Raw genomic sequence first — 20,706 nt, 5'->3', positions numbered from 1 at the left:
TCCGCAGTAGCTCAGTGGTAGAGCTATCGGCTGTTAACCGATCGGTCGTAGGTTCGAGTCCTACCTGCGGAGCCATATTATAGAGAAGTACCCAAGTGGCTCAAGGGGCTCCCCTGCTAAGGGAGTAGATCGCGAACGCGGTGCGAGGGTTCGAATCCCTTCTTCTCTGCCAGAATTGGCCCGTTGGTCAAGTGGTTAAGACACCGCCCTTTCACGGCGGTAACACGGGTTCGAATCCCGTACGGGTCATACTAAAAGAGATAGCATAATCTGCTATCTCTTTTTTATTGTGTAAAAGCGGACTTTGAATAGTCTGCTTTTTTTTATAGATTTCTTGTATACTTTTTTCTATTTGAATCGTCTAACTAATAGAAAGGAGAGAGCGATGGAGTATGAAAAGATTATTGTAGAAACATCAAAAAGTATTTATAGGTATTTGCTTAAAATTGGAGTAACACCAGTAGAAGCAGAGGATATCGTTCAAGATACGATACATAAGGCGTTATTATCTATACCGAACATGAAAATTACGTATATAAAAACATGGTTATTTCAGGTTGCGATTAATAGGCATCGTGATCTAGCAAGAAGGCAACAGCGTATTGAACAAATCCCGATTGAATCTGTTCAATTGATTGGAGCAAAAGGGAAAGTTTTATGAGGAATATAAACGTATATATGATTACCTAAAAGGAAAGAAAGCAAAACCAAGTGAGCAAGATGTAAAAGTTATTGGTGTTGTTGTGACAGGAACGGCTGCGGATTTACAAAAATTAAACGGTCAAAATTATGTAAAGGCCGCTGTGTTAGGAGCTACCGCGGAAAATAAATAGTATAAATAGAAAAAAGCTGTCTTTCAATAGGTGATCTACTGGAGACAGCTTTTTTATGCTGTTATTATTGGCGGGTTTTGTCGGTAAATCGATATTCCTTGTCGAATCGTTGATATATTTTGAGTTACGGTAGATATATTCTAAAAATCGTTGATATATGAAAATAATCGCCGATATAATTTCACTTACCGACAAAAACATAAGAAAAACCCTTTCACAATCTAAAGAAAACGCCTCCATTGAAATGGATTCCACACCTATTCCATCAACTTTACACTCTATGTGAAAAAATTCACAAATAGGTCATAATTTGTGAAGTAATTCACAATAATACGTGCTACAATATGAATGTAAAGAAGTTAAACAACATTAAATTAGTATTTTAATTAATTACTTAAACAATCATAAAAAAATATATGTGAACAATAGAGAGGGGAAATTAACATGAAAAAAGGTATCAATCGTGTAGTATTAGTAGGAACAGGAGCTGTAGGTTGTAGTTACGCTTACTCAATGATCAACCAAGGTGTAGCTGAAGAATTCGTACTTGTAGATGTTAATGAAGCAAAAGCAGAAGGAGAAGCAATGGACTTAAGCCATGCGGTACCATTCTCTCCAGCGCCAACAAAAGTTTGGAGCGGTAGCTATGCAGATTGTAAAGATGCAGATTTAGTAGTTATCACTGCTGGATTACCACAAAAGCCAGGTGAAACTCGTTTAGATTTAGTTGAGAAAAACACAAAAATCTTTAAACAAATCGTTCGCGGCATTATGGATAGCGGGTTCGATGGAATTTTCTTAATCGCTACAAACCCAGTTGACATTTTAACTTACGTAACTTGGAAAGAATCTGGTCTACCAAAAGAGCGTGTAATCGGTTCTGGTACAACTTTAGACTCTGCTCGTTTCCGTTACATGTTAGGTGACTACTTAGATGTAGATCCACGTAACGTTCATGCTTACATCGTTGGTGAACACGGTGACACTGAACTTCCAGTATGGAGCCACGCTACTATCGGTGTACAAAAACTAGAAACAATCTTAGCTAACAACGAACAGTACAAACAAGAAGACTTAGACAAAATCTTCGAAAACGTACGTGATGCAGCTTACCATATCATCGAGCGTAAAGGTGCAACTTACTACGGAATCGGTATGTCACTACTTCGTGTAACTAAAGCAATCTTAAGCAACGAGAACAGCGTATTAACTGTATCTGCATACCTTGAAGGACAATACGGTGAGAAAGATGCTTTCGTAGGTGTTCCAGCTGTTATTAACCGCGAAGGTGTACGTGAAATCGTAGAACTTGAGCTAAATGAAGATGAAAAAGCGAAATTCGCTCATTCTGTAAAAGTATTAAAAGAAACAATGGCACCAGTACTATAATAATTGATAAATCATTCAGAGGCGGGACACTGCTTCCTACCTCTGAATTCATATAATTTAATATAAATTCCTTTTCCGGTTTCCCTTGTATATCCCCAATATACCCCTTTTGCTGGATAAGGATCGTTTATAGAAAAGAGCACTCTACTTTACGTAGAGTGCTCTTTATTATTATTTTTTAGGCGTTAATCCCAATTTCTTTAAGATATCTGCCAGTGTACCGCTTTTTGATTTTTCCGCAGGTGTTTGTGATTTAGATGCATCCGGACCCTTTTTCAAGAAGTTCTTTTCAACGAAGCGAATATCTTTTTCGTCGACAATACCATCTTTGTTAAGGTCTCCGTCTTTTACAGATACTCCTTTTTTACCATAGTTGCTAGCGATAATTTCAGCATCTTTTATATCAATTACTTTATCACCATTTACATCACCGGCAAGGTTTTCATCAAGGCGTGCATAATAATATTGGCCAAGCAGCTTACCATCTTTTTCAGTACCTAATTTTGTTGTTAGTTGGCTTGTTAAATGCCCTGGCACTTCTACATATAAGTTGTAGTCGCGTTTATTAACAGGAAGTCCATTTAATTTGAAGTATCCGTATTTATCTAGTGAGCCTTCAAACTTATGACGGTAAGAATCAGTCGCATATACTTTTATACCAAGCTTTGTATAATCGGATTTTTCATCTAAATATCCACGTTCATTTAAGAATGCACCAGGTTTAATATTTCCTTCTACTAGTGAGTTTAAAGACATAACTGAGAATGTTTGATCTTGAAGCACACGCATTCTGTTTGGTTCTGATTCACCTTGTTTCCAGTAAGCGAACACTGATAAATCTAATTGAGCATTTGCTTCATAAAACTCATCATTTTCTACTTTGAACGTTACATCAATGAATGGGAAATCACCATCTAATCCAGCGAAGTTTTTGTCATCGATAGCGCCGCCCACTGTAACAGAACCTGCTTCTAGTTTCGGTTCATTTACTTTTGCTGTTACCCCTTTTTCAGAAAGGAGTTTTTCAAAAGCAGGATTCAATTTCGCATTTGCAAATTTGAAGTTCTTCTCTAGGAATTTTACGTTATATTCCCCAGCAACGAATTGTTTTACGTGTTTCGCATTTAGGGTTACAGTAAGTTCATCATTTTTGTATACTTCTTTTTTATCATAGCTAGTTTTCGCATATTGAGCTCCTTGTGGGATAAACCAATAGTTATTTACACCGTTTGGATAGTCAGGTCCTGCAGTTGCATAATCGAAAATATATACGCCTGTGTTCATTGGGCCTTCCACCTTAAAGGATTCAGGAGTAATGCCAACTTTAAAGTCACCATTTGCATTAATAGGTAAAAACTTATGCAAGTATGGGGAATAATCATAGTACATAACGCCATTCGCTTCTTGCGTAATGTTTAAGCCTTTTCCTTTTAAGTAGTCAACGTTTGAATCATATACATTACCTTTAATCCATAGTGCCTTTTTGCCATCTTCCACTGTATAATTCTCTTCATTTAATTCATAAATACCAGGTTTTAATCCCGTTAATTTCACTTCCGGTGGTGTATTATCAATTACGACATAATCACCTTTCACACGTGCTTTCCCGGCTTTATCGTAGCCGACAAACTCAATTGTGTAGTCTCCTTCTGGTAAGTTGATTTTCTCATCACCGATTGGTTTTGCAGGATCATTTGTAAAAGGATATACTTTTCCGTTAAAGAATGAATCTAAATAATAATACACATCCGTTTTTAGTCCACTCGTGTTTAATGTTCCGATGAAGCCGAGCGCTTTATTTGTTTTGGAATCTTTCACGATAAGATCTAACGTTTCAAGTTCGCTATTTAATTGGAATGCCCCGTGAACATAGGATTCACCGTATGGATTAAATTTCGATGTATCAGTTGAAATGGCTTTTCTTGATAATATCGCGTTTTCAATACCAGGCTCTGATACACGAATAGAGAACGGAATTTGATACGTTTCTTCTTTATTTTTCGTATTTGTAATATGAATATATCCTTCATATCGGCCTTGTTTTACACCGGCTGGGACATTAATTTTTGCTTCGATTTCATCTGATTTGCCAGCATCAAGAGTAATTGTTTCTGGAACAGAGACTTTTACACTGTTTGCGACAGCATCGTTAATAGTAGAAGAAGCCGGTGTATAAGAAATTTCTGTTTTAAATTCTTTCTTCTCTTGTTTATTATGGTTTTCCACTTTTATATTTCGTTTTTGTTCAAGAGCTTCACCGTCTTTTTGATAAAACTTACCGAATGCAATAGATCCAGTTTCTTCTGGTACTTCAATTACTTCATCATTTACAACAGTTTTTGTCGTATCTAATACTTTAAAGCTTGTTTCTGTATGAACAGCGTTGTATGCATCTACTCGCCCAGCTCCAACTTCATATACAGAATACTTTTCTTTTAAATCATCAGCCGTGTTCATAAGAGACGCCTTTACATCGAATGGAGAGTATTCTGGGTGTTCTTGTAAAATAAGAGCAGCAACGCCAGCGATATGAGGGGATGCCATAGATGTTCCTTGCATACGCTCATAGGAAACGTCATAGTTTTCGCCTTCTTGTGGATCGTTAATATATTCAGGCACTGTTGAAAGTACAGCAACACCAGGTGCTGTAATATCAGGTTTAATATCATCATTTGATGTAACAGGGCCGCGTGAGCTAAAGTCTGCAAGATGATCGCCTTCTGTTTGAATATAACTAATTTCGCCAAAAGTAAAGGAGGTGTTACCTTGTTCGATTTGAGCTTTTAGTTTTTCACCATCTTCTTTCGTTAGGCGGAATGCTGGAATGTATTTTGTGCTTTCGCCAACGTAGAAAGGAATTTCTCCGTCCACATTGTTATAAATAATAACGGCTTTTGCACCAGCTTGTTTCGCATTCGCGATTTTTTCATCAAATGAGAGTGTACCACGTGCAACGAGAGCGATTTTCCCTTTTACATCCTTTTTACTAAATTCGTCAGGCGTACCGATTCCTACAGATTCAATAGGGAGAGATTGTCCTTTGAAATCTTCTATTTTATCAGTGAAGTTTTTGCCAAATAAAATTAAGTTAGGGAATTGTACTTGTCCAGCATGACCTGATAGTTTTGGTAAGGAAATAGAACTATCACTTGCCCCGACCGTAATCGCAAATGGAGAAGCACCTGGTGATCCGAGTGTCGCTGGATTTGGACCAGAGTTCCCAGCAGCAACGACTGTAACAACGCCAGAAAGCATCGCGTTATTGACAGCGATAGACGTTGGATCAAGCGGATTGTTACTATCGTCACCTAACGATAAGTTAATAACGTTCATACCGTCAGAAATAGATTTATCGATTGCAGCAATAATACCAGAACTATCTCCGCTTCCGTATGGACCAAGTACACGATAGTTATACAGTTCAATGTCAGGTGCAACACCTTTTACTGCGGAATCGGATGTATTTTTCTTTTGAGCAGAAACGATACCTGCTACGTGAGTACCATGCGCGGTGTAGAAGGAAGAGCCACGATCATCAAATTCAGGAGCGCCAGATTGTTGCCATTCTGCATACGTAGTTTCCATCGGATCTGCATCGTTATTAATAAAGTCCCAACCTTTTACGGAGTTTGGGTCTATCTTACTAGAATCCTCACCCGGTTTTGCGCGATAGCCTTTATACACGTCTTTTAAGTCAGGGTGATTGTAATCAATACCTGTATCTAGTACACCAACTTTAATTCCTTTTCCGGTAATACCCTCGCTATGTAACTTATCTACCCCAATTTGGGGAATGCTATCTGTTAGTTTTTGAGGTACTTTCTGCTCTGCTTGTTTTGGTAAATTTAATTTCACTTCGTAATCTTTCCAAATACGTTTTACAACGCCAATTCTTAACAATTCTTCAACTGTATTTGCAGGTAATGTCAGCGCAACGCCATTTATAGCGTGCTTATAAGAACGTTTAATTTGTACAGACTGGAAATTCCCTGATTTTACTGATGGGCTAAATTGATAAAGGCGTTTTAATCCTTTTTGGAATTCCTCATGTTCTTGATCAATACGTGCCTTTATATTTTCAGGAGCAGCTTGTAACCCTTTTTCTTTTTGTTTTAATTCATTAATCTTTACTGGCGCAGTTTGAAATTCTACAATGATATTTACTGGTTCGGAACTGCTCGTATTAATATCTGGTGAAATCGTAAAACCAGGATTGGCATCTAACGTTTGTAATGCCTGACGCTGTTCTTTAGAAAGTTTTGATAGTAAAGACTGGGCGTTTGAAGAGTCAATTTGGTTAATAGGGTTTTCAGCAAGTACATTGAACGGAAGGGCAGTTGAAAATAGAACACCAGCCGTTACAATTCCGATAACAAAACGATTTTTCTTTTTCATGTATAGGCCTCCGATAATTTATATTTTAAAAATTATTTCTCCACGCCTGGTGTTTGCTCTGTATGGAATGTCCAGTTTAGCTGCATGGAATCACCCTGGAATTTATTTTGATCTTGGTCGTTATCTTCAAAGGAGAAGAGAACGTGTAAATAGTCTGTTTCACCAGACTTAATACCGTCTATTAAGTTATGACGTTCTAGAGAAGTAGCTACATCCTCAGGTTTCATAGTTTTTAATTCTGATAATTTTGTTTCCCACAAAATTTCATGATCATCGTTTGGATTAGATGGCTTTCCGTCATTCACTAAAAATTTGACGATGATGTGATCGCCTAAATCTTCACCATCATTATTTTGCTTTGCATCTGTAACTTCATAGGATGTTTCAAGTGCTACTTTTGCAATATGCAATGTTCCTTTATTTTCAAGCTTGAAGTTTCTTTCAATCAAATCACCTGGTTTTAAATCTTTCACATTAACAATTACGCTTGGGTTAATAGAAAGATCTAGTGTACCAGCTTGAAATGAGTTACTAGATGTTTCAGAATCACTGAAATAGGCGAATACACCGCCAAATGTAAGGGATAAGCCAAGTGAAGCTGTGACAACTCCCATTCCAACTTTTTGTTTTAATGACATAAGAAAGCCCCCTAATTTAATTTTTTATCAAACTTTTTCCAGGAGAATGGACAGAGTAAACATAGTGTTTCAGTATGAATTATATTTGCGAGAGTTCGTAGTTCTTTAGTGAGAACAAGTATATGCTTATGAATTTGCCATTTCAATAAAATTGTGACAAAAAATGTTGAGAAACATTTTTTTATGACAGATTATTTTGTTGCGATTTTAAGTGATAAATAGCGGGTAAAATAGGATAACTCTAATGAAATAAAGGTTGAGAAATAAATAATAGGATGAAAGACTAGTAGGTAATAAAGCGTTTACAATGAATATTCGTCAAAATTCGATATTTTACACAGTAAATTTGAATATTTTAAGTGAAATTAAAGAAAAAAACGAATATTTTTAAAAAAATAACAAGGATATTTCAGTTTTTCGCAGAAATGATAAAGAGTAAAAAATTTCTGTCATCTTAGTGAGGTGAACATATTGGATGTAATAAATTGTGAAGAAGTGAAACGAGATGAGTTTCATACAGAAAAGTACTATGACAGTTATAACATCTTTGGGGCACATATTGTGACGGAAGATGGGATGCGAGGTGTACGATTCACAGTATGGGCTCCTCATGCGAAAGCAATGAGTGTTGTTGGAGATTTTAATGAATGGAATTATGAGCAACATAAGATGCTACAAGTGACAGAAGAGGGGATTTGGTCCTTGTTTGTACCGCATATTGAAGAGAATGAGATATATAAGTATGCGATTGAAACGATGGATGGTGACGTTATTTTAAAAGCAGATCCTTACGCAGTATATGCAGAAGTAAGACCAAATACGGCATCTGTAGTTTTTGATATAGAGGGATATGAATGGAATGATAAAAACTGGATTCGTAAGAGAAAGAAAAAATCGATTTATAAAGAAGCGATGACAGTTTATGAATTACATTTCGGTTCTTGGAAAAAGAAAGAAGATGGCGCTCTGTATTCTTATAGAGAAATGGCCGAGGAGCTCATTCCGTATGTGGTGGAACATCAATTTACACATATTGAAATTATGCCGCTTGTTGAGCATCCATATGATCGTTCTTGGGGATATCAAGGGACGGGATATTATGCAGCGACAAGTAGATTCGGCACGCCACATGATTTGATGTATTTTGTCGATGAATGTCATAAATATGGAATCGGTGTCATTTTAGATTGGGTGCCGGGGCATTTTTGTAAAGATGCTCACGGTTTATATTTGTTTGATGGGACACCGACTTATGAATATAAAGATATAGATGTACAAGAAAACCTAGTATGGGGAACTGTTAATTTTGATTTAGGGAAGAGGGAAGTACGTAATTTCTTAATTTCAAATGCGTTATTTTGGATGAAGTATTTCCACATTGACGGTTTCAGGGTGGATGCAGTTGCGAATATGCTGTATTGGAATAAAGAAGGACAAGAACAAAGTAATGAGCACGCTGTTTCATTTTTACGAGAGTTAAATGAAGCGGTGTTTGCAGAAGATGAAGATTTTCTTATGACAGCAGAAGATTCAACAGCTTGGCCACTTGTAACAGCTCCAACGTATGAAGGTGGGCTTGGGTTCAATTACAAATGGAATATGGGCTGGATGAATGATGTGCTGAAATATATGGAGTGTGCGCCTGAGTATAGGAAGTATATTCATGAGAAAATGACGTTCTCTTTAATATATGCTTACTCTGAAAATTTCATATTACCGCTTTCTCATGATGAAGTCGTTCATGGGAAAAAGTCGTTATTAAATAAAATGCCAGGAGATTACTGGGATAAGTTTGCTCAACTTCGTTTATTATATGGATATTTCTTTACTCATCCAGGTAAGAAATTGCTCTTTATGGGTGGAGAATTCGGGCAGTTTGATGAGTGGAAAGACCTTGAAGATTTAGATTGGAATTTACATGATTTTGAAATGCATCGTTATATGCATGATTACTTTAAAGAGCTCATAGCATTGTATAAGCGCTCCAAACCACTTTGGCAGCTTGATCATTCACCTGAAGGATTTCAGTGGATAGATGCTAATAATCATGAGCAAAGTATTTTCTCATTTATTCGCCAAGGGGATAAACAAGAAGATGCGTTAGTTGTCGTATGTAATTTTACGAAAGCTACATATGAAAACTATAAAGTAGGTTTGCCAGATTTCGAGTATTATAACGAGATTTTAAACAGTGACGCTGAGCAATATGGCGGATCGGGGCAAGTGAATAAGAAACGTCTCAAGACGATTCAAGAACCGTATCATAATCAAGCGGCACATGTAGAAATTACAATTCCACCATTTGGCGTATCCATATTACGACCAGTGAAGACGAGAAAGGGGAGCAAAAAACAAGATGGCTCAAAAGCAAAAGTGCGTAGCAATGTTACTAGCAGGGGGAAAAGGTAGTCGATTAAGTGCATTAACAAAAAATTTAGCCAAGCCAGCTGTTCCATTTGGTGGTAAATATCGCATTATTGACTTTACGCTAAGTAACTGTGCGAATTCTGGTATTGAAACGGTTGGGATTTTGACGCAATATCAACCACTCGAACTTCATAATTATATCGGAATCGGCAATGCTTGGGATTTAGACCGAGTAAGCGGTGGAGTCACAGTGTTACCTCCTTATGCGGAGTCTTCAGGTGTGAAGTGGTACACAGGTACGGCCAGTGCCATTTATCAAAACTTAAACTATTTAAGTCAGTATGAACCAGAGTATGTTCTGATTTTATCAGGCGATCATATTTATAAAATGGATTACAGTAAAATGCTAGATTACCATATTGAGAAAGAAGCGGACGTTTCGATTTCTGTTATTGAAGTGCCGTGGGATGAAGCGAGTCGCTTCGGTATTATGAATACGAACGAAGAGATGGAGATTGTTGAATTTGAAGAGAAACCGCAATTTCCAAGAAGTAATCTTGCATCAATGGGAATTTATATTTTTAACTGGGCAATTTTGAAAGAGTATTTAGAGATGGATGCAAGAAATCCTGAATCTAGTAATGATTTCGGAAAAGATGTACTTCCGCTTTTATTAGATGAAGGGAAAAAGCTGATGGCGTATCCGTTTGAAGGATATTGGAAAGATGTTGGAACGGTGAAAAGCTTATGGGAAGCGAATATGGATTTACTTCGCGATGAAACATCGCTGAATTTAAACGATCGTAATTGGCGTATTTATTCTGTGAATCCAAATGAGCCACCTCAATATATTGCAGAAAAGGCAAAAGTAGAAGAATCACTTATTAACGAAGGATGCGTCATTGAAGGGGACGTGAAGCATTCTGTATTATTCCAAGGGGTGACAGTGGAAGAAGGTAGTATGGTTATTGATTCTGTCGTTATGCCAGGAGCGAAGATTGGTAAAAATGTTGTGATTGAAAGAGCGATTGTTGGATCGGAAATGGTTATTGAAGATGGAACAATTATTCGTCCAGAAAAAAATGTCGACGATGTAGTACTCATTGCTGAAGGGAAATAGAAAAGGGGGATGAAATGAATGGGAGAAAAAATGTTAGGAATTATTAATGCAACGGGAAGTTTTCCTTCCTTAAAGAAAGTAACAGGGCATCGTTCATTAGCGGCGTTACCATTTGGGGGCCGTTATCGACTCATTGATTTCATGCTTTCAAATATGGTGAATTCTAATATTCATAGTGTAGCGGTTTTTACAAGTCATAAAAACCGTTCACTAATGGACCATGTTGGTTCAGGAAAACAGTGGGATTTAGATAGAAAAAGAGACGGACTGTTTTTATTCCCGCCAAATTGCCAATGTGACCAAGATGAATTTGGGTCTTTTGCACATTTTAGAAGACATATTGATTATTTTTTAAGAGCTAGAGAAGAATACGTTGTTATTACGAATAGCCATCTCGTAACAGCATTAAATTTTCAAGCGGTGTTAGAGCGACATATACATACGGCAGCTGATATTACTGAAGTTTGCCATGAAGGGGTTTCGCTTCAAACATACGTGTTAAAGAAACAATTATTGTTAGATTTATTTGAGACATATAAAGATGTGGAGCAATACAGTTTATTTGATGTAGTGAGAGAAAAGCGCGGAAAATCACTGCATATTGCTACGTATGAGCATACAGGATATGTAGCTATTATTGATTCGATTGAAAGTTACTATAAACATAGCTTAGAAATTTTGCAACCTGCTATTTGGAAGCAATTATTTAAGAAAGAAGCACCGATCTTTACGAAAGTAAAAGATGAACCACCAACTCGTTACCTGAAGGGTGCAGCCGTAAAAAATACAATGATTGCAAACGGCAGTATTATTGAAGGAGAAGTAGAAAATAGTGTTATCTCCCGTTCTGTTAAAATTGGAAAAGGTTCAATTGTTCGTAATAGCATTATTATGCAAAAGAGCAAAATTGGAGATAACTGTATAATAGACGGTGTTATTATTGATAAAGACGTGAAAATTGGTGACGGTGTAGTACTAAAAGGAAACGCCGATGAGCCATATGTTGTAGAAAAAGGAAGCATTCAAAACAGTACGATTAATAGTTATTCTTAAAAGAATCAGTGGGGGGTTTTCCTCCACTGATTAAAGCATTCATTCAAATGAAAACTCGAAGGGAGGAAGCTGCAAGGGAAGTCGTATAAGCTTTTCGTGCAGTGGGACAACAAGTGAATATTTTATTTGCAGTATCAGAATGTGTACCATTTGTTAAATCGGGAGGATTAGCTGATGTAGCAGGTGCGCTCCCAAAAGAGCTGAAAAAATTAGGTGTGGACGTTCGCATTATACTTCCAAATTATAGTCTTATTCCGCAAAAATTAAGGGATGGATGTACGTTACACAAAGTAATTAACGTCCCGCTTGGGTGGAGAAATCAATATTGCGGAATTTTAAAAGGTGAGCAAGACGGGATTACGTATTACTTAATAGATAATGAATATTATTTTAAGAGAGATTCTCTATATGGTCATTATGATGACGGAGAGCGTTTTTCTTATTTTTCAAAAGCAGTTTTAGAGTGTATTCCGCATCTTGATTTCGAAGTGGATGTTCTCCATAGCCACGATTGGCATACAGCTATGGTGAATTTCTTACTACGTGAAAAGTATCAAGATAATCCATTATATGAGCATATTAAAACGGTGTATACGATTCATAACTTGCAGTTCCAAGGTGTATTTCCTCCTGAAGTGATGTACGACTTGTTAGAACTTGGTGATGAATATTTTCATAGTGAGCAGCTAGAGTTTTATGGAAATGTGAACTTTATGAAGGGCGGAATTATCGCTTCTGATCAAATTACAGCGGTTAGCCCGACATACAAAGAGGAAATTCAATATGAGTTTTTCGGTGAGAAGTTAGATGGGTTGTTACGAAAAAATAATGGTAAGCTTAGCGGCATCGTAAATGGAATTGATACGAGCGTATATAATCCAGAAACAGATTCGTATATTACTGCTCAGTATGATGCAGAGTCATTAGAGGAAAAGAATGAAAATAAAAGCGCCTTGCAGCGTTATTTTGGTTTGCCAGAAAAAGAAGATACACCAATTATTTCGATGGTAACGAGATTAACGAAGCAAAAAGGTCTTGATTTAGTACGTACTGTATTCCGCGAAATAATGGAGGAAGATGTGCAATGTATTATTTTAGGATCAGGTGATTCTGAATATGAACAATTCTTTGAGTGGATGGCATATGAGTATCCTGAGAAGGTAAAAGTGTATATCGGATTTAATGAAGAACTAGCCCATCAAGTGTATGCGGGAAGTGATTTATTCTTAATGCCATCACTATTTGAACCGTGTGGACTTGGACAACTTATCGCATTAGCGTACGGTACAATTCCGATTGTAAGAGAGACAGGCGGATTAAATGATACTGTACAATCTTATGACGAAGAAACTGGAGAAGGAAATGGTTTCAGTTTCACGAACTTTAATGCGCATGACATGTTGCACACGGTTCTTCGTGCGATTGAATTTTATCATGATAAACCGGTATGGGAGCAGCTTGTAAAACAAGCGATGACTGAAGATTATAGCTGGGAGAAATCAGCTCTTGCCTATAAGAAATTGTATAAAAGTCTCATGGAATAACATGTAGGTGGTGAAGAAATGTTTACTCATGTTGAAAGTTTCAAATCAGCTTTTCTAGAAAAGTTAGAGACGATGTATGGTAAAAGTTTTAAAGACTCTACAACTCGTGATCAATACAATACGCTTGGGTACATGGTACGTGAGTATATGAATAGTCAATGGATTGCAACGAATGAAAGTTATCGGTCTGGAGAGCAAAAGCAAATGTATTACTTATCCATTGAGTTTTTACTTGGGCGTTTGCTTGGAAGTAACATATTAAATTTAGGCATCAGGGATGTATGTGAGCAAGGACTTTCTGAGCTTGGGATTTCTTTACAACAGTTAGAAGAGGTGGAAGCAGATGCAGGTCTTGGAAATGGTGGACTTGGACGATTAGCAGCCTGTTTCCTTGATTCACTTGCATCTTTAAACTTACCAGGTCATGGCTGTGGAATTCGTTACAAACACGGTTTATTTGATCAAAAAATTGTTGATGGTTATCAAGTTGAATTTCCAGAGCAGTGGCTTCTTCATGAAAACGTATGGGAAGTAAGAAGGCATGATCAAGCTGTAGAAGTAAGTTATTTCGGCAATGTTGAACCGCTATACATTGATGGGCGTTTAGAGTTTAGGCATACGAATGCAGAAGTGATTATGGCAGTACCATATGACGTTCCAGTAGTAGGTTACGAGACGAGTACTGTAAATACACTCAGACTTTGGAATGCTGAACCAGTTCCTTTCCCGCAAAATTGCAAAGATATTTTGAAATATAAGCGTGAAACAGAGGCGGTATCGGAGTTTTTATATCCAGATGATACGCATGATGAGGGGAAAATACTTCGTTTGAAGCAACAATATTTCCTCGTATCAGCAAGCTTGCAAAATATCGTTCGTTTGCATAGAGAAAGATATGGTGACCTTCGTCAATTACATGAGAAAATTGCGATTCATATTAATGATACACATCCAGTTTTGGCGATTCCAGAACTAATGCGTATTTTATTAGATGAAGAAAAACTAGCATGGGAAGAAGCTTGGCATATAACATCGCAAACGATTTCTTATACAAATCATACGACGTTATCAGAAGCGCTTGAGAAGTGGCCAATTCACATTTTTAAACCGTTATTACCGAGAATTTATATGATTATTGAAGAGATTAATGAACGTTTCTGTCATGAACTTTGGGAACGTTATCCATATGAATGGCATCGTATTGAAGAGATGGCGATTATTGCGCATGATCTTGTGAAAATGGCTCATTTAGCAATTGTCGGTAGCCATAGCGTAAATGGTGTAGCAAAAATTCATACGGAAATTTTAAAGCAACGTGAAATGCGACTGTTTTATGAGTTTTATCCAGATAAGTTTAATAATAAAACGAATGGAATCGCTCATAGACGTTGGTTAATGAAGGCGAATCCGCAGCTGACGAACCTTATTTCAGAGGCGATTGGAACAGAGTGGAAGAAAGAACCGATTAAGCTTCAAGCGCTGCAAACAGTTCAATACGATGCGAGTTTCCAAGAGAAATTTGCAGAGGTAAAACAAGAGCGTAAAGAGATTTTAGCGGAGCGTATTTATAATAAAATGGGGATTACAATTGATCCTAATTCTATTTTTGATGTCCAAGTAAAAAGACTACATGCTTACAAACGACAACTATTAAACGTTCTTCATATTTTATATTTGTATAACCGTTTGAAAGAGGATGCTAGTTTTACATTTTATCCACGTACGTTTATCTTTGGAGCGAAAGCATCACCTGGCTATTACTATGCGAAAAAAATTATTAAATTAATCAATGAACTCGCAAGGAAAGTGAATAATGATCCGTATGTGAGTCAATATATGAAAGTTATCTTTCTAGAAAACTATCGAGTGTCTTTAGCGGAAGATATATTCCCAGCTGCGGATGTGAGTGAGCAAATTTCAACTGCGAGTAAAGAAGCATCAGGAACAGGGAATATGAAATTTATGATGAATGGTGCGATTACACTCGGAACGTTAGACGGAGCTAATGTTGAAATAAAAGACCGGGTCGGTGATGATAACTGTTTCATTTTTGGCCTAACAGCGGAAGAGGTTCTTCATTACTATCAAAATGGTGGATATCGTGCAAGTGATTATTATCACCACAATATGCATATTAAAAAAGTAGTAGATCAGTTAACGAATGGTTTCTTTGCACATTCGGGAGCTGAATTTGAAGCGATTTATGATTCTCTCGTAATTCAAAATGATGAATACTTCGTTCTGCGAGATTTTGGTCCATATGCGGAAAGGCAAGAAGCTGTCGGTAGAGCGTATGAAAACCGAACGAAGTGGTTAGAAATGTCGATTTTAAATATTGCACAGTCTGGTCATTTTGCGAGTGATCGAACGATTTTACAGTATAGTAATGAGATTTGGAGTATTGGTAATGCGGTTACACAGTATTAAGTGAAAGTCCCTTTTGAAGGGACTTTTCTTTATTAAGTTGAAGTGGGGGAAATGATGTATGGGAGATATGTGTGAGGAACTGAATTTAAAAACAGATAGATTACTATTAACGAAGATACAGTATTCGCATGTAGATGATTTGTTTGAAGTGTATTCAAATCCAGAAGCAGCTATATATGTACCCCGGGAAGTGCATAAAATGAAAGAGGAAACGCATAGTTTAGTAGAAAATATGCTTGCAACGATACGAGAAGGTAAGGCTCTTATATGGTCTATTATGCTGAAGGATACTCAAAAAGTGATTGGGACATGTGGAATATGGCTCATGCCACATAATAGTGCATCGATTGGAGCTGTAATTAGCCCAGCGTATTGGGGTAAAGGACTTATTGTGGAAGCTTTAGAAGAACTCATTGAAATAGGCTTTCAGGAGCTGAATATAAACCGTATGGAAGGAAGATGTGACGCAGAGAATATAGCTTCTGAACGTGTGATGCAAAAATTGAAAATGGTATATGAAGGCATATTGAGACAAAGTGTAAAAATGGATAATACGTATAGGGATGCTAAAGTGTATTCACTTTTAAAAGAGGAATATAATCACTTGAAAAACCGAGCTTAATCTCATTAAGCTCGGTTTTCTTTTTTTGCTTAAGAAAGAAATGGGATGGCGGTATATATGATACCTGTTCCATCGTATTCTCCTGTCGCAAAGTATGAAAATGTAAAGAAACCTGTAAACGAAAAAATTACAATGAGAAAAAGTGCAAAGATAAATTTTAGCATGTAAGGTCCCCTCATCCAAAAATAACTTCATATATTATTATAGTATAAGGATATAGAGTTTCCAATCATTACCTGGTTAAAAATGAGAAGTCAGACATGTTTTGTATGTTGTCATGGCATGATTATTTGTAATGGATTTTGTGTTTTTTGTAAAAGTCATATTGTGATGAACGTGTGCATATTCCCAGTCTTGGTCATTAAAATGGACATTACGCGGAGGGAGAAGAGGAACGACATCAAATAGATTAACGAAGCGAAAGCTACTAGCTACTTGTAGTTTATAATAATTGCGAAATGCAATATCGCCCACTTTGGGGGAGGCAAATGTATAAAGACCGTACTGTGCGAAGGCGGTGTTGATACGCGCATCTAGTATATGTAGTGTAGCGAGCGCGCCGCCTAAGCTATGACCTGTTGCAAGAAGTTTTTTATGGGCTGGTAATGATACGAGCATATCCATAATAGAATCTCGGCAAGATTCATAAATAGAAAGAAAGCCGTTATGGACATTTCCGCTATTTAAAGCATATGGATATGGTTTTTGATTGACGAGTGAATCGATAATCCATTCGGTATCTGTTTGTGTCCCGCGAAAAGCTACAATAATCGTATCCTCAGATTCTAGTATGAATCCAAACCAATCTGTCGTTTGAATGGTTTTTCCTTGAAAGCCTTGTACATATTGAAAACCATCTGGTATTTCGAAAATCCCATTTTGTTTATATTGTTCATACGTTAACTCACAACAAGAAGCTAACAATATGGCGGTATCTTTATCGAAGGATAAAGGAGTACGCATTAAGGAAGCCCTCCTTAAGAAAAGGTATAGTTCAATATATGCAGTGAGGGACTTGATTCATTCTTTTGGATGGGGCAAATAGTTTGTATCGCGTATTTAAATTAGTGGATGAAATTATAGTGACTTATGGACGAATCATGCCAAAATAAAACAGCACCCCATAAGGGCACTGTTTACTCTTTTCCATCTAATAAACGTCCAAGTCCGCCTAAAACGCTGCCTTCACCGCTGTTTTGAGCTGCTGGGCTTGTAAGGCGTGCTGCTAAACGGCTAAGTGTTAAGGACTGAATCCAAACCGTTCCAGGACCTTCTAACGTTGCGAAGAATAAACCTTCGCCGCCAAATAGAGCTGTTTTTACTTTTCCAACGAACTCGATATCGTAGTTAACGTCTTTTGTCATGGCAACGAGACAACCTGTATCGATGCGAAGTCTTTCGCCAGGTTTTAATTCACGCTTATATACAGTTCCTCCTGCATGCATGAAAGCGAGTCCATCACCTTCAAGTTTCTGCATGATGAAACCTTCACCACCGAAGAAACCAGTTCCAATTTTTTTCGTAAACTCAATTCCGATAGAAACGCCCTTTGCTGCACAAAGAAACGCGTCTTTTTGACAAACGACTTTCCCTTGATATTGTGTTAAATCAACAGGGATGATTTTTCCTGGATAAGGAGCGGCGAATGATACGTGGCGCTTGCCATGACCTGTATTTGTAAAGACAGTCATAAACATACTTTCACCTGTAACAAGACGCTTACCAGCGCCCATTAATTTACCAAATAGACCACTAGATGGGCCAGAACCATCACCGAAAATGGTTTCCATTTCGATATGATCTTCCATCATCATCATTGCGCCAGCCTCTGCGATAACGCTTTCTTCTGGATCTAATTCAATTTCAACAAACTGCATATCATCGCCATATAATTTATACTCGATTTCATGTGCTTGCATTTTTTCACCTCATCATATGTAGTAATTATATTGTACAGAAATCAAAGGAATTAGAATACTGTAGATTTGTTAATTTTTGAATAAAAATAGAATGAAAATTTAAGGTTATACTAGGATTATAAAAAACGATGGATTGAAAGTGTTCTCATTTGACGTTTTTGACATAGCATGATATAGTGAAAGAACTATTGAGCTACATAATGTGGTACGGAAATAAAGCACGTTGTATTAAAGGCTGTAAGCTTGTTATACATTCATGTCCTTTATATCCACCTTTTCATGTGGATTCATAGTTTCATTTTTATTTAGGAGGTACATGACATGCAAACAGGTAAAGTTAAATGGTTTAACGGCGAAAAAGGTTTTGGCTTCATCGAAGTTGAAGGCGGAGAAGACGTATTCGTACATTTCTCAGCTATCCAAGGCGACGGCTTCAAAACTTTAGAAGAAGGTCAAGAAGTTTCTTTCGAAATCGTTGAAGGAAACCGCGGACCACAAGCAGCTAACGTTACAAAAAACTAATTAGCTAGCGATAAAAAGCATTCCGAATTTCGGAATGCTTTTTTTATTCTTTGGAGCTAGATTCATTTGAAGATAACTCGCCTTTGAAAGTACGCTCTTCAAAGTCATCAAGCATTTGTTCATACTCTTCATGTTCTTCTGTGGCGAAAACTTGAGGGTTTTTGCCATACATGTCTGTTCCTATAAAATTTTCGAAATCCTCTACATACCCAACATTTTCTTCACTATTTACGTACATGCCATTATAGTTTTTGGAATCCTGTCTTTCTAAATCGGACGGTGTTTCTGATGTCCCATAATTTGCGACATCTTGCCATGCATCTTCAGCATCGTATTCTACAGAATGATCTTCGTCGTGCTTGTGAAAAGAAGGAGCCAACACCTCTTCTTCAACTGGTCGCGTGTTCATATTTAATTTATTTGTCGTGTGCTGAATACATGTTGTAGCGGTTGGCATTGCCTCTAATCTTTCAAACGGAATTTCTTCGCCAGATACTTCGCAAATTCCATACGTACCTGCTTCAATTTTTTGCAGGGCATGTTTCGTATCTTCTAGCTGCTTATGCCAAAATTCGATGAGCCCGAAATCTTTCTCACGTTCGTACAATTCTGTAGCCATATCACCTGGATGATTGTCATAGCTAGATAATTCTCCAATAGAATCGCGTTCAGAAGCACGATCTGTATTCTCATGAGTTTGTATTGTTTGTTCAACTTCTTGCTGTTGTTTTTCTAAAATAGATTTAAATTGATTTATTTGTTGTGGAGTTAACATAGTCGTCCACCTTCCTACAATTCAGTTTCTTTACATAGTATGAGCGTCGAGAGGAGGAATTATGAGCTGAAATTGGTATATGAAAAAAGAGCTGCATAAGCAGCTCCTTTTAGAGGAAATATCCAAGCAATAATCCGATTCCCATGAGGAGACCGAAGATTGTATTTGTTTTCGCTGTTGCAATCATCGCAGGTACCATTTCCATTGGAATGCTTTTACCAACAAAGCCTTTCGTCGCTTTCAATGCTTTCGGTGCACTTAAAAATACGATAAGCATCCACGGTGATACGATGTTCACGATAATTAGAGCGATTGTCCAAATATAAGAAACGATGAACATAGAAGCGAGTACACCAACGGCTCTTTCACGTCCAACGAGAATTGCTAATGTTTTACGACCGTTTTCTTTATCGCCATCTAAGTCACGAATGTTATTAGCTAGTAAAATGGCACCAATTAAAATGGAGCTTGGAATAGATAATAAAATGACTTCTGATGTTACAGTTCCAGTTTGAATAAAGAATGAAATCCCAATAATAATAACACCCATAAATAATCCGGCTGTTAACTCTCCAAATGGTGTATAGGCAATTGGAAGTGGGCCGCCTGTATAAAGGTAGGCAACGGCCATACAAACAAGACCGATTGCAGCAAGCCACCAGCTAGAATTCATACAAATATAAACACCTAATAGTATTGCGATCCCAAAAAATCCAAATGCTAAGTTAAGCACCGTTTTCGGCTGAATGCCATCGCGAACGATAGCGCCGCCGATACCAACTGATCCTTCGTGATCGAGTCCTCTTTTATAATCAAAGTATTCATTAAACATGTTTGTTGCTGCTTGAATGAGAAGACAAGCGAGAAGCATCATAAGAAAAAGAGGGAGATGTATTTGATTTATACCTCCGACCTGCATCGCATAGGCTGTTCCGATGAAAACAGGAACGAAAGCTGCTGTTAATGTATGGGGACGTAGTAAACTCCACCAAATGCGCCAGCCTGTTTGCTTACTTGGCTTTGGCGCCGTAGGAGAGGAATTCGTTTCGACGTTCATTTCCATGTTGAATCCTCCTTTGGTCACATATTGTACACAACTAAG

At 37.3% G+C, this 20,706-nt stretch carries 15 protein-coding genes, 3 tRNA genes and 2 pseudogenes; 13 read left to right on the top strand and 7 right to left on the bottom strand.

Annotation, left to right across the window (positions count from 1 at the left end; all coding sequences use genetic code 11):
• The 6 genes and pseudogenes from JDS82_RS09415 (at position 1) to JDS82_RS09390 (ending at position 2,222) form a co-directional block, all read left to right on the top strand.
• Positions 1–75, top strand: a tRNA-Asn gene (locus tag JDS82_RS09415).
• A 6-nt stretch (positions 76–81) separates the two neighbouring features.
• Positions 82–172, top strand: a tRNA-Ser gene (locus tag JDS82_RS09410).
• 5 nt (positions 173–177) lie between these two features.
• A tRNA-Glu gene (locus JDS82_RS09405) sits at positions 178–249 on the top strand.
• Positions 250–385: 136 nt separating this feature from the next.
• Positions 386–649: pseudogene (locus tag JDS82_RS09400) on the top strand (RNA polymerase sigma factor); the annotation flags it as partial.
• Positions 636–833, top strand: a pseudogene (locus tag JDS82_RS09395) (anti sigma factor C-terminal domain-containing protein); the annotation flags it as partial. The pseudogenes JDS82_RS09400 and JDS82_RS09395, both read left to right, overlap by 14 nt.
• Before the next feature lie 444 nt (positions 834–1,277).
• The gene (locus JDS82_RS09390) at positions 1,278–2,222 is read left to right on the top strand and encodes an L-lactate dehydrogenase (RefSeq protein WP_000715335.1); all 945 of its coding nucleotides are present in this window, start codon (positions 1,278–1,280) and stop codon (positions 2,220–2,222) included.
• Between the two features lie 171 nt (positions 2,223–2,393).
• Here JDS82_RS09390 and JDS82_RS09385 read toward each other — a convergent pair whose 3' ends face one another.
• A complete protein-coding gene (locus tag JDS82_RS09385; protein WP_199713133.1) occupies positions 2,394–6,617 on the bottom strand; it encodes a S8 family serine peptidase in 4,224 nt (1,407 codons plus the stop codon).
• A gap of 32 nt (positions 6,618–6,649) precedes the next feature.
• Positions 6,650–7,255: a CalY family protein gene (locus JDS82_RS09380; RefSeq protein WP_199713132.1), complete on the bottom strand. Its 606-nt coding sequence runs from the start codon at positions 7,253–7,255 to the stop codon at positions 6,650–6,652.
• A gap of 471 nt (positions 7,256–7,726) precedes the next feature.
• Between JDS82_RS09380 and glgB the strand changes: the two genes are divergently transcribed.
• The 6 genes from glgB to JDS82_RS09350 all read left to right on the top strand — a co-directional run bounded on the left by glgB (position 7,727) and on the right by JDS82_RS09350 (position 16,388).
• Entirely contained in the window at positions 7,727–9,664 is a 1,938-nt protein-coding gene (glgB, locus tag JDS82_RS09375) for a 1,4-alpha-glucan branching protein GlgB (protein ID WP_000382602.1), read from the top strand.
• A complete protein-coding gene (gene glgC / locus JDS82_RS09370) occupies positions 9,612–10,742 on the top strand; it encodes a glucose-1-phosphate adenylyltransferase (RefSeq protein WP_000057613.1) in 1,131 nt (376 codons plus the stop codon). Before glgB ends, glgC begins: the two co-directional genes overlap by 53 nt.
• An 18-nt stretch (positions 10,743–10,760) precedes the next feature.
• On the top strand, positions 10,761–11,795 hold the full coding sequence (gene glgD / locus JDS82_RS09365) for a glucose-1-phosphate adenylyltransferase subunit GlgD (RefSeq protein ID WP_000504142.1): 1,035 nt from the start codon (positions 10,761–10,763) through the stop codon (positions 11,793–11,795).
• Positions 11,796–11,908: 113 nt separating this feature from the next.
• Positions 11,909–13,339 carry a glycogen synthase GlgA gene (gene glgA / locus JDS82_RS09360; protein WP_002107519.1) on the top strand — a complete coding sequence of 477 codons (1,431 nt, stop codon included), beginning with the start codon at positions 11,909–11,911 and terminating at the stop codon, positions 13,337–13,339.
• Positions 13,340–13,357: 18 nt separating this feature from the next.
• Entirely contained in the window at positions 13,358–15,766 is a 2,409-nt protein-coding gene (gene glgP, locus JDS82_RS09355) for a glycogen phosphorylase (RefSeq protein ID WP_000494074.1), read from the top strand.
• Positions 15,767–15,824: 58 nt separating this feature from the next.
• Complete coding sequence (locus JDS82_RS09350) at positions 15,825–16,388, top strand: GNAT family N-acetyltransferase (RefSeq protein WP_000502676.1); 564 nt, start codon at positions 15,825–15,827, stop codon at positions 16,386–16,388.
• Between the two features lie 29 nt (positions 16,389–16,417).
• Here the strand turns inward: JDS82_RS09350 and JDS82_RS30055 are convergent, their stop codons facing one another.
• The 3 genes from JDS82_RS30055 to JDS82_RS09340 form a co-directional block, all read right to left on the bottom strand.
• On the bottom strand, positions 16,418–16,552 hold the full coding sequence (locus JDS82_RS30055; RefSeq protein ID WP_000911067.1) for a hypothetical protein: 135 nt from the start codon (positions 16,550–16,552) through the stop codon (positions 16,418–16,420).
• Positions 16,553–16,628: 76 nt separating this feature from the next.
• Positions 16,629–17,351, bottom strand: coding sequence for a lipase family protein (locus JDS82_RS09345; protein ID WP_001260117.1), 723 nt, complete (start codon positions 17,349–17,351; stop codon positions 16,629–16,631).
• Between the two features lie 173 nt (positions 17,352–17,524).
• Positions 17,525–18,307 (bottom strand): TIGR00266 family protein, encoded by a 783-nt coding sequence (locus JDS82_RS09340; RefSeq protein ID WP_001147830.1) that lies wholly within the window; start codon positions 18,305–18,307, stop codon positions 17,525–17,527.
• A gap of 321 nt (positions 18,308–18,628) precedes the next feature.
• On the opposite strand from JDS82_RS09340, the gene cspD reads away from it, so the two are divergent.
• Positions 18,629–18,829, top strand: coding sequence for a cold-shock protein CspD (gene cspD / locus JDS82_RS09335; protein ID WP_001193052.1), 201 nt, complete (start codon positions 18,629–18,631; stop codon positions 18,827–18,829).
• A gap of 43 nt (positions 18,830–18,872) precedes the next feature.
• Here cspD and JDS82_RS09330 read toward each other — a convergent pair whose 3' ends face one another.
• A complete protein-coding gene (locus tag JDS82_RS09330; RefSeq protein ID WP_149236784.1) occupies positions 18,873–19,604 on the bottom strand; it encodes a yteA family sporulation protein in 732 nt (243 codons plus the stop codon).
• A 109-nt stretch (positions 19,605–19,713) separates the two neighbouring features.
• Positions 19,714–20,667 (bottom strand): 1,4-dihydroxy-2-naphthoate polyprenyltransferase, encoded by a 954-nt coding sequence (locus JDS82_RS09325; RefSeq protein ID WP_000425756.1) that lies wholly within the window; start codon positions 20,665–20,667, stop codon positions 19,714–19,716.
• Positions 20,668–20,706: the final 39 nt, after the last annotated feature.

This window comes from Bacillus cereus group sp. N14, assembly GCF_016483555.1.
Taxonomy (GTDB): domain Bacteria; phylum Bacillota; class Bacilli; order Bacillales; family Bacillaceae_G; genus Bacillus_A; species Bacillus_A wiedmannii.
The sequence above is the reverse complement of the archived record's forward strand: the minus strand, read 5'-3'. Positions and strand labels throughout refer to the sequence as shown.

Bases quoted from the DNA above. Each gene is read 5' to 3' on its own strand.
- JDS82_RS09390 (WP_000715335.1), top strand. From the start codon at position 1,278: ATGAAAAAAGGTATCAATCGTGTAGTATTAGTAGGAACAGGAGCTGTA.
- JDS82_RS09385 (WP_199713133.1), bottom strand. From the start codon at position 6,617: ATGAAAAAGAAAAATCGTTTTGTTATCGGAATTGTAACGGCTGGTGTT.
- JDS82_RS09380 (WP_199713132.1), bottom strand. From the start codon at position 7,255: ATGTCATTAAAACAAAAAGTTGGAATGGGAGTTGTCACAGCTTCACTT.
- glgC (WP_000057613.1), top strand. From the start codon at position 9,612: ATGGCTCAAAAGCAAAAGTGCGTAGCAATGTTACTAGCAGGGGGAAAA.
- glgD (WP_000504142.1), top strand. From the start codon at position 10,761: ATGGGAGAAAAAATGTTAGGAATTATTAATGCAACGGGAAGTTTTCCT.
- glgP (WP_000494074.1), top strand. From the start codon at position 13,358: ATGTTTACTCATGTTGAAAGTTTCAAATCAGCTTTTCTAGAAAAGTTA.
- JDS82_RS09350 (WP_000502676.1), top strand. From the start codon at position 15,825: ATGGGAGATATGTGTGAGGAACTGAATTTAAAAACAGATAGATTACTA.
- JDS82_RS30055 (WP_000911067.1), bottom strand. From the start codon at position 16,552: ATGCTAAAATTTATCTTTGCACTTTTTCTCATTGTAATTTTTTCGTTT.
- JDS82_RS09345 (WP_001260117.1), bottom strand. From the start codon at position 17,351: ATGCGTACTCCTTTATCCTTCGATAAAGATACCGCCATATTGTTAGCT.
- JDS82_RS09340 (WP_001147830.1), bottom strand. From the start codon at position 18,307: ATGCAAGCACATGAAATCGAGTATAAATTATATGGCGATGATATGCAG.
- cspD (WP_001193052.1), top strand. From the start codon at position 18,629: ATGCAAACAGGTAAAGTTAAATGGTTTAACGGCGAAAAAGGTTTTGGC.
- JDS82_RS09330 (WP_149236784.1), bottom strand. From the start codon at position 19,604: ATGTTAACTCCACAACAAATAAATCAATTTAAATCTATTTTAGAAAAA.
- JDS82_RS09325 (WP_000425756.1), bottom strand. From the start codon at position 20,667: ATGGAAATGAACGTCGAAACGAATTCCTCTCCTACGGCGCCAAAGCCA.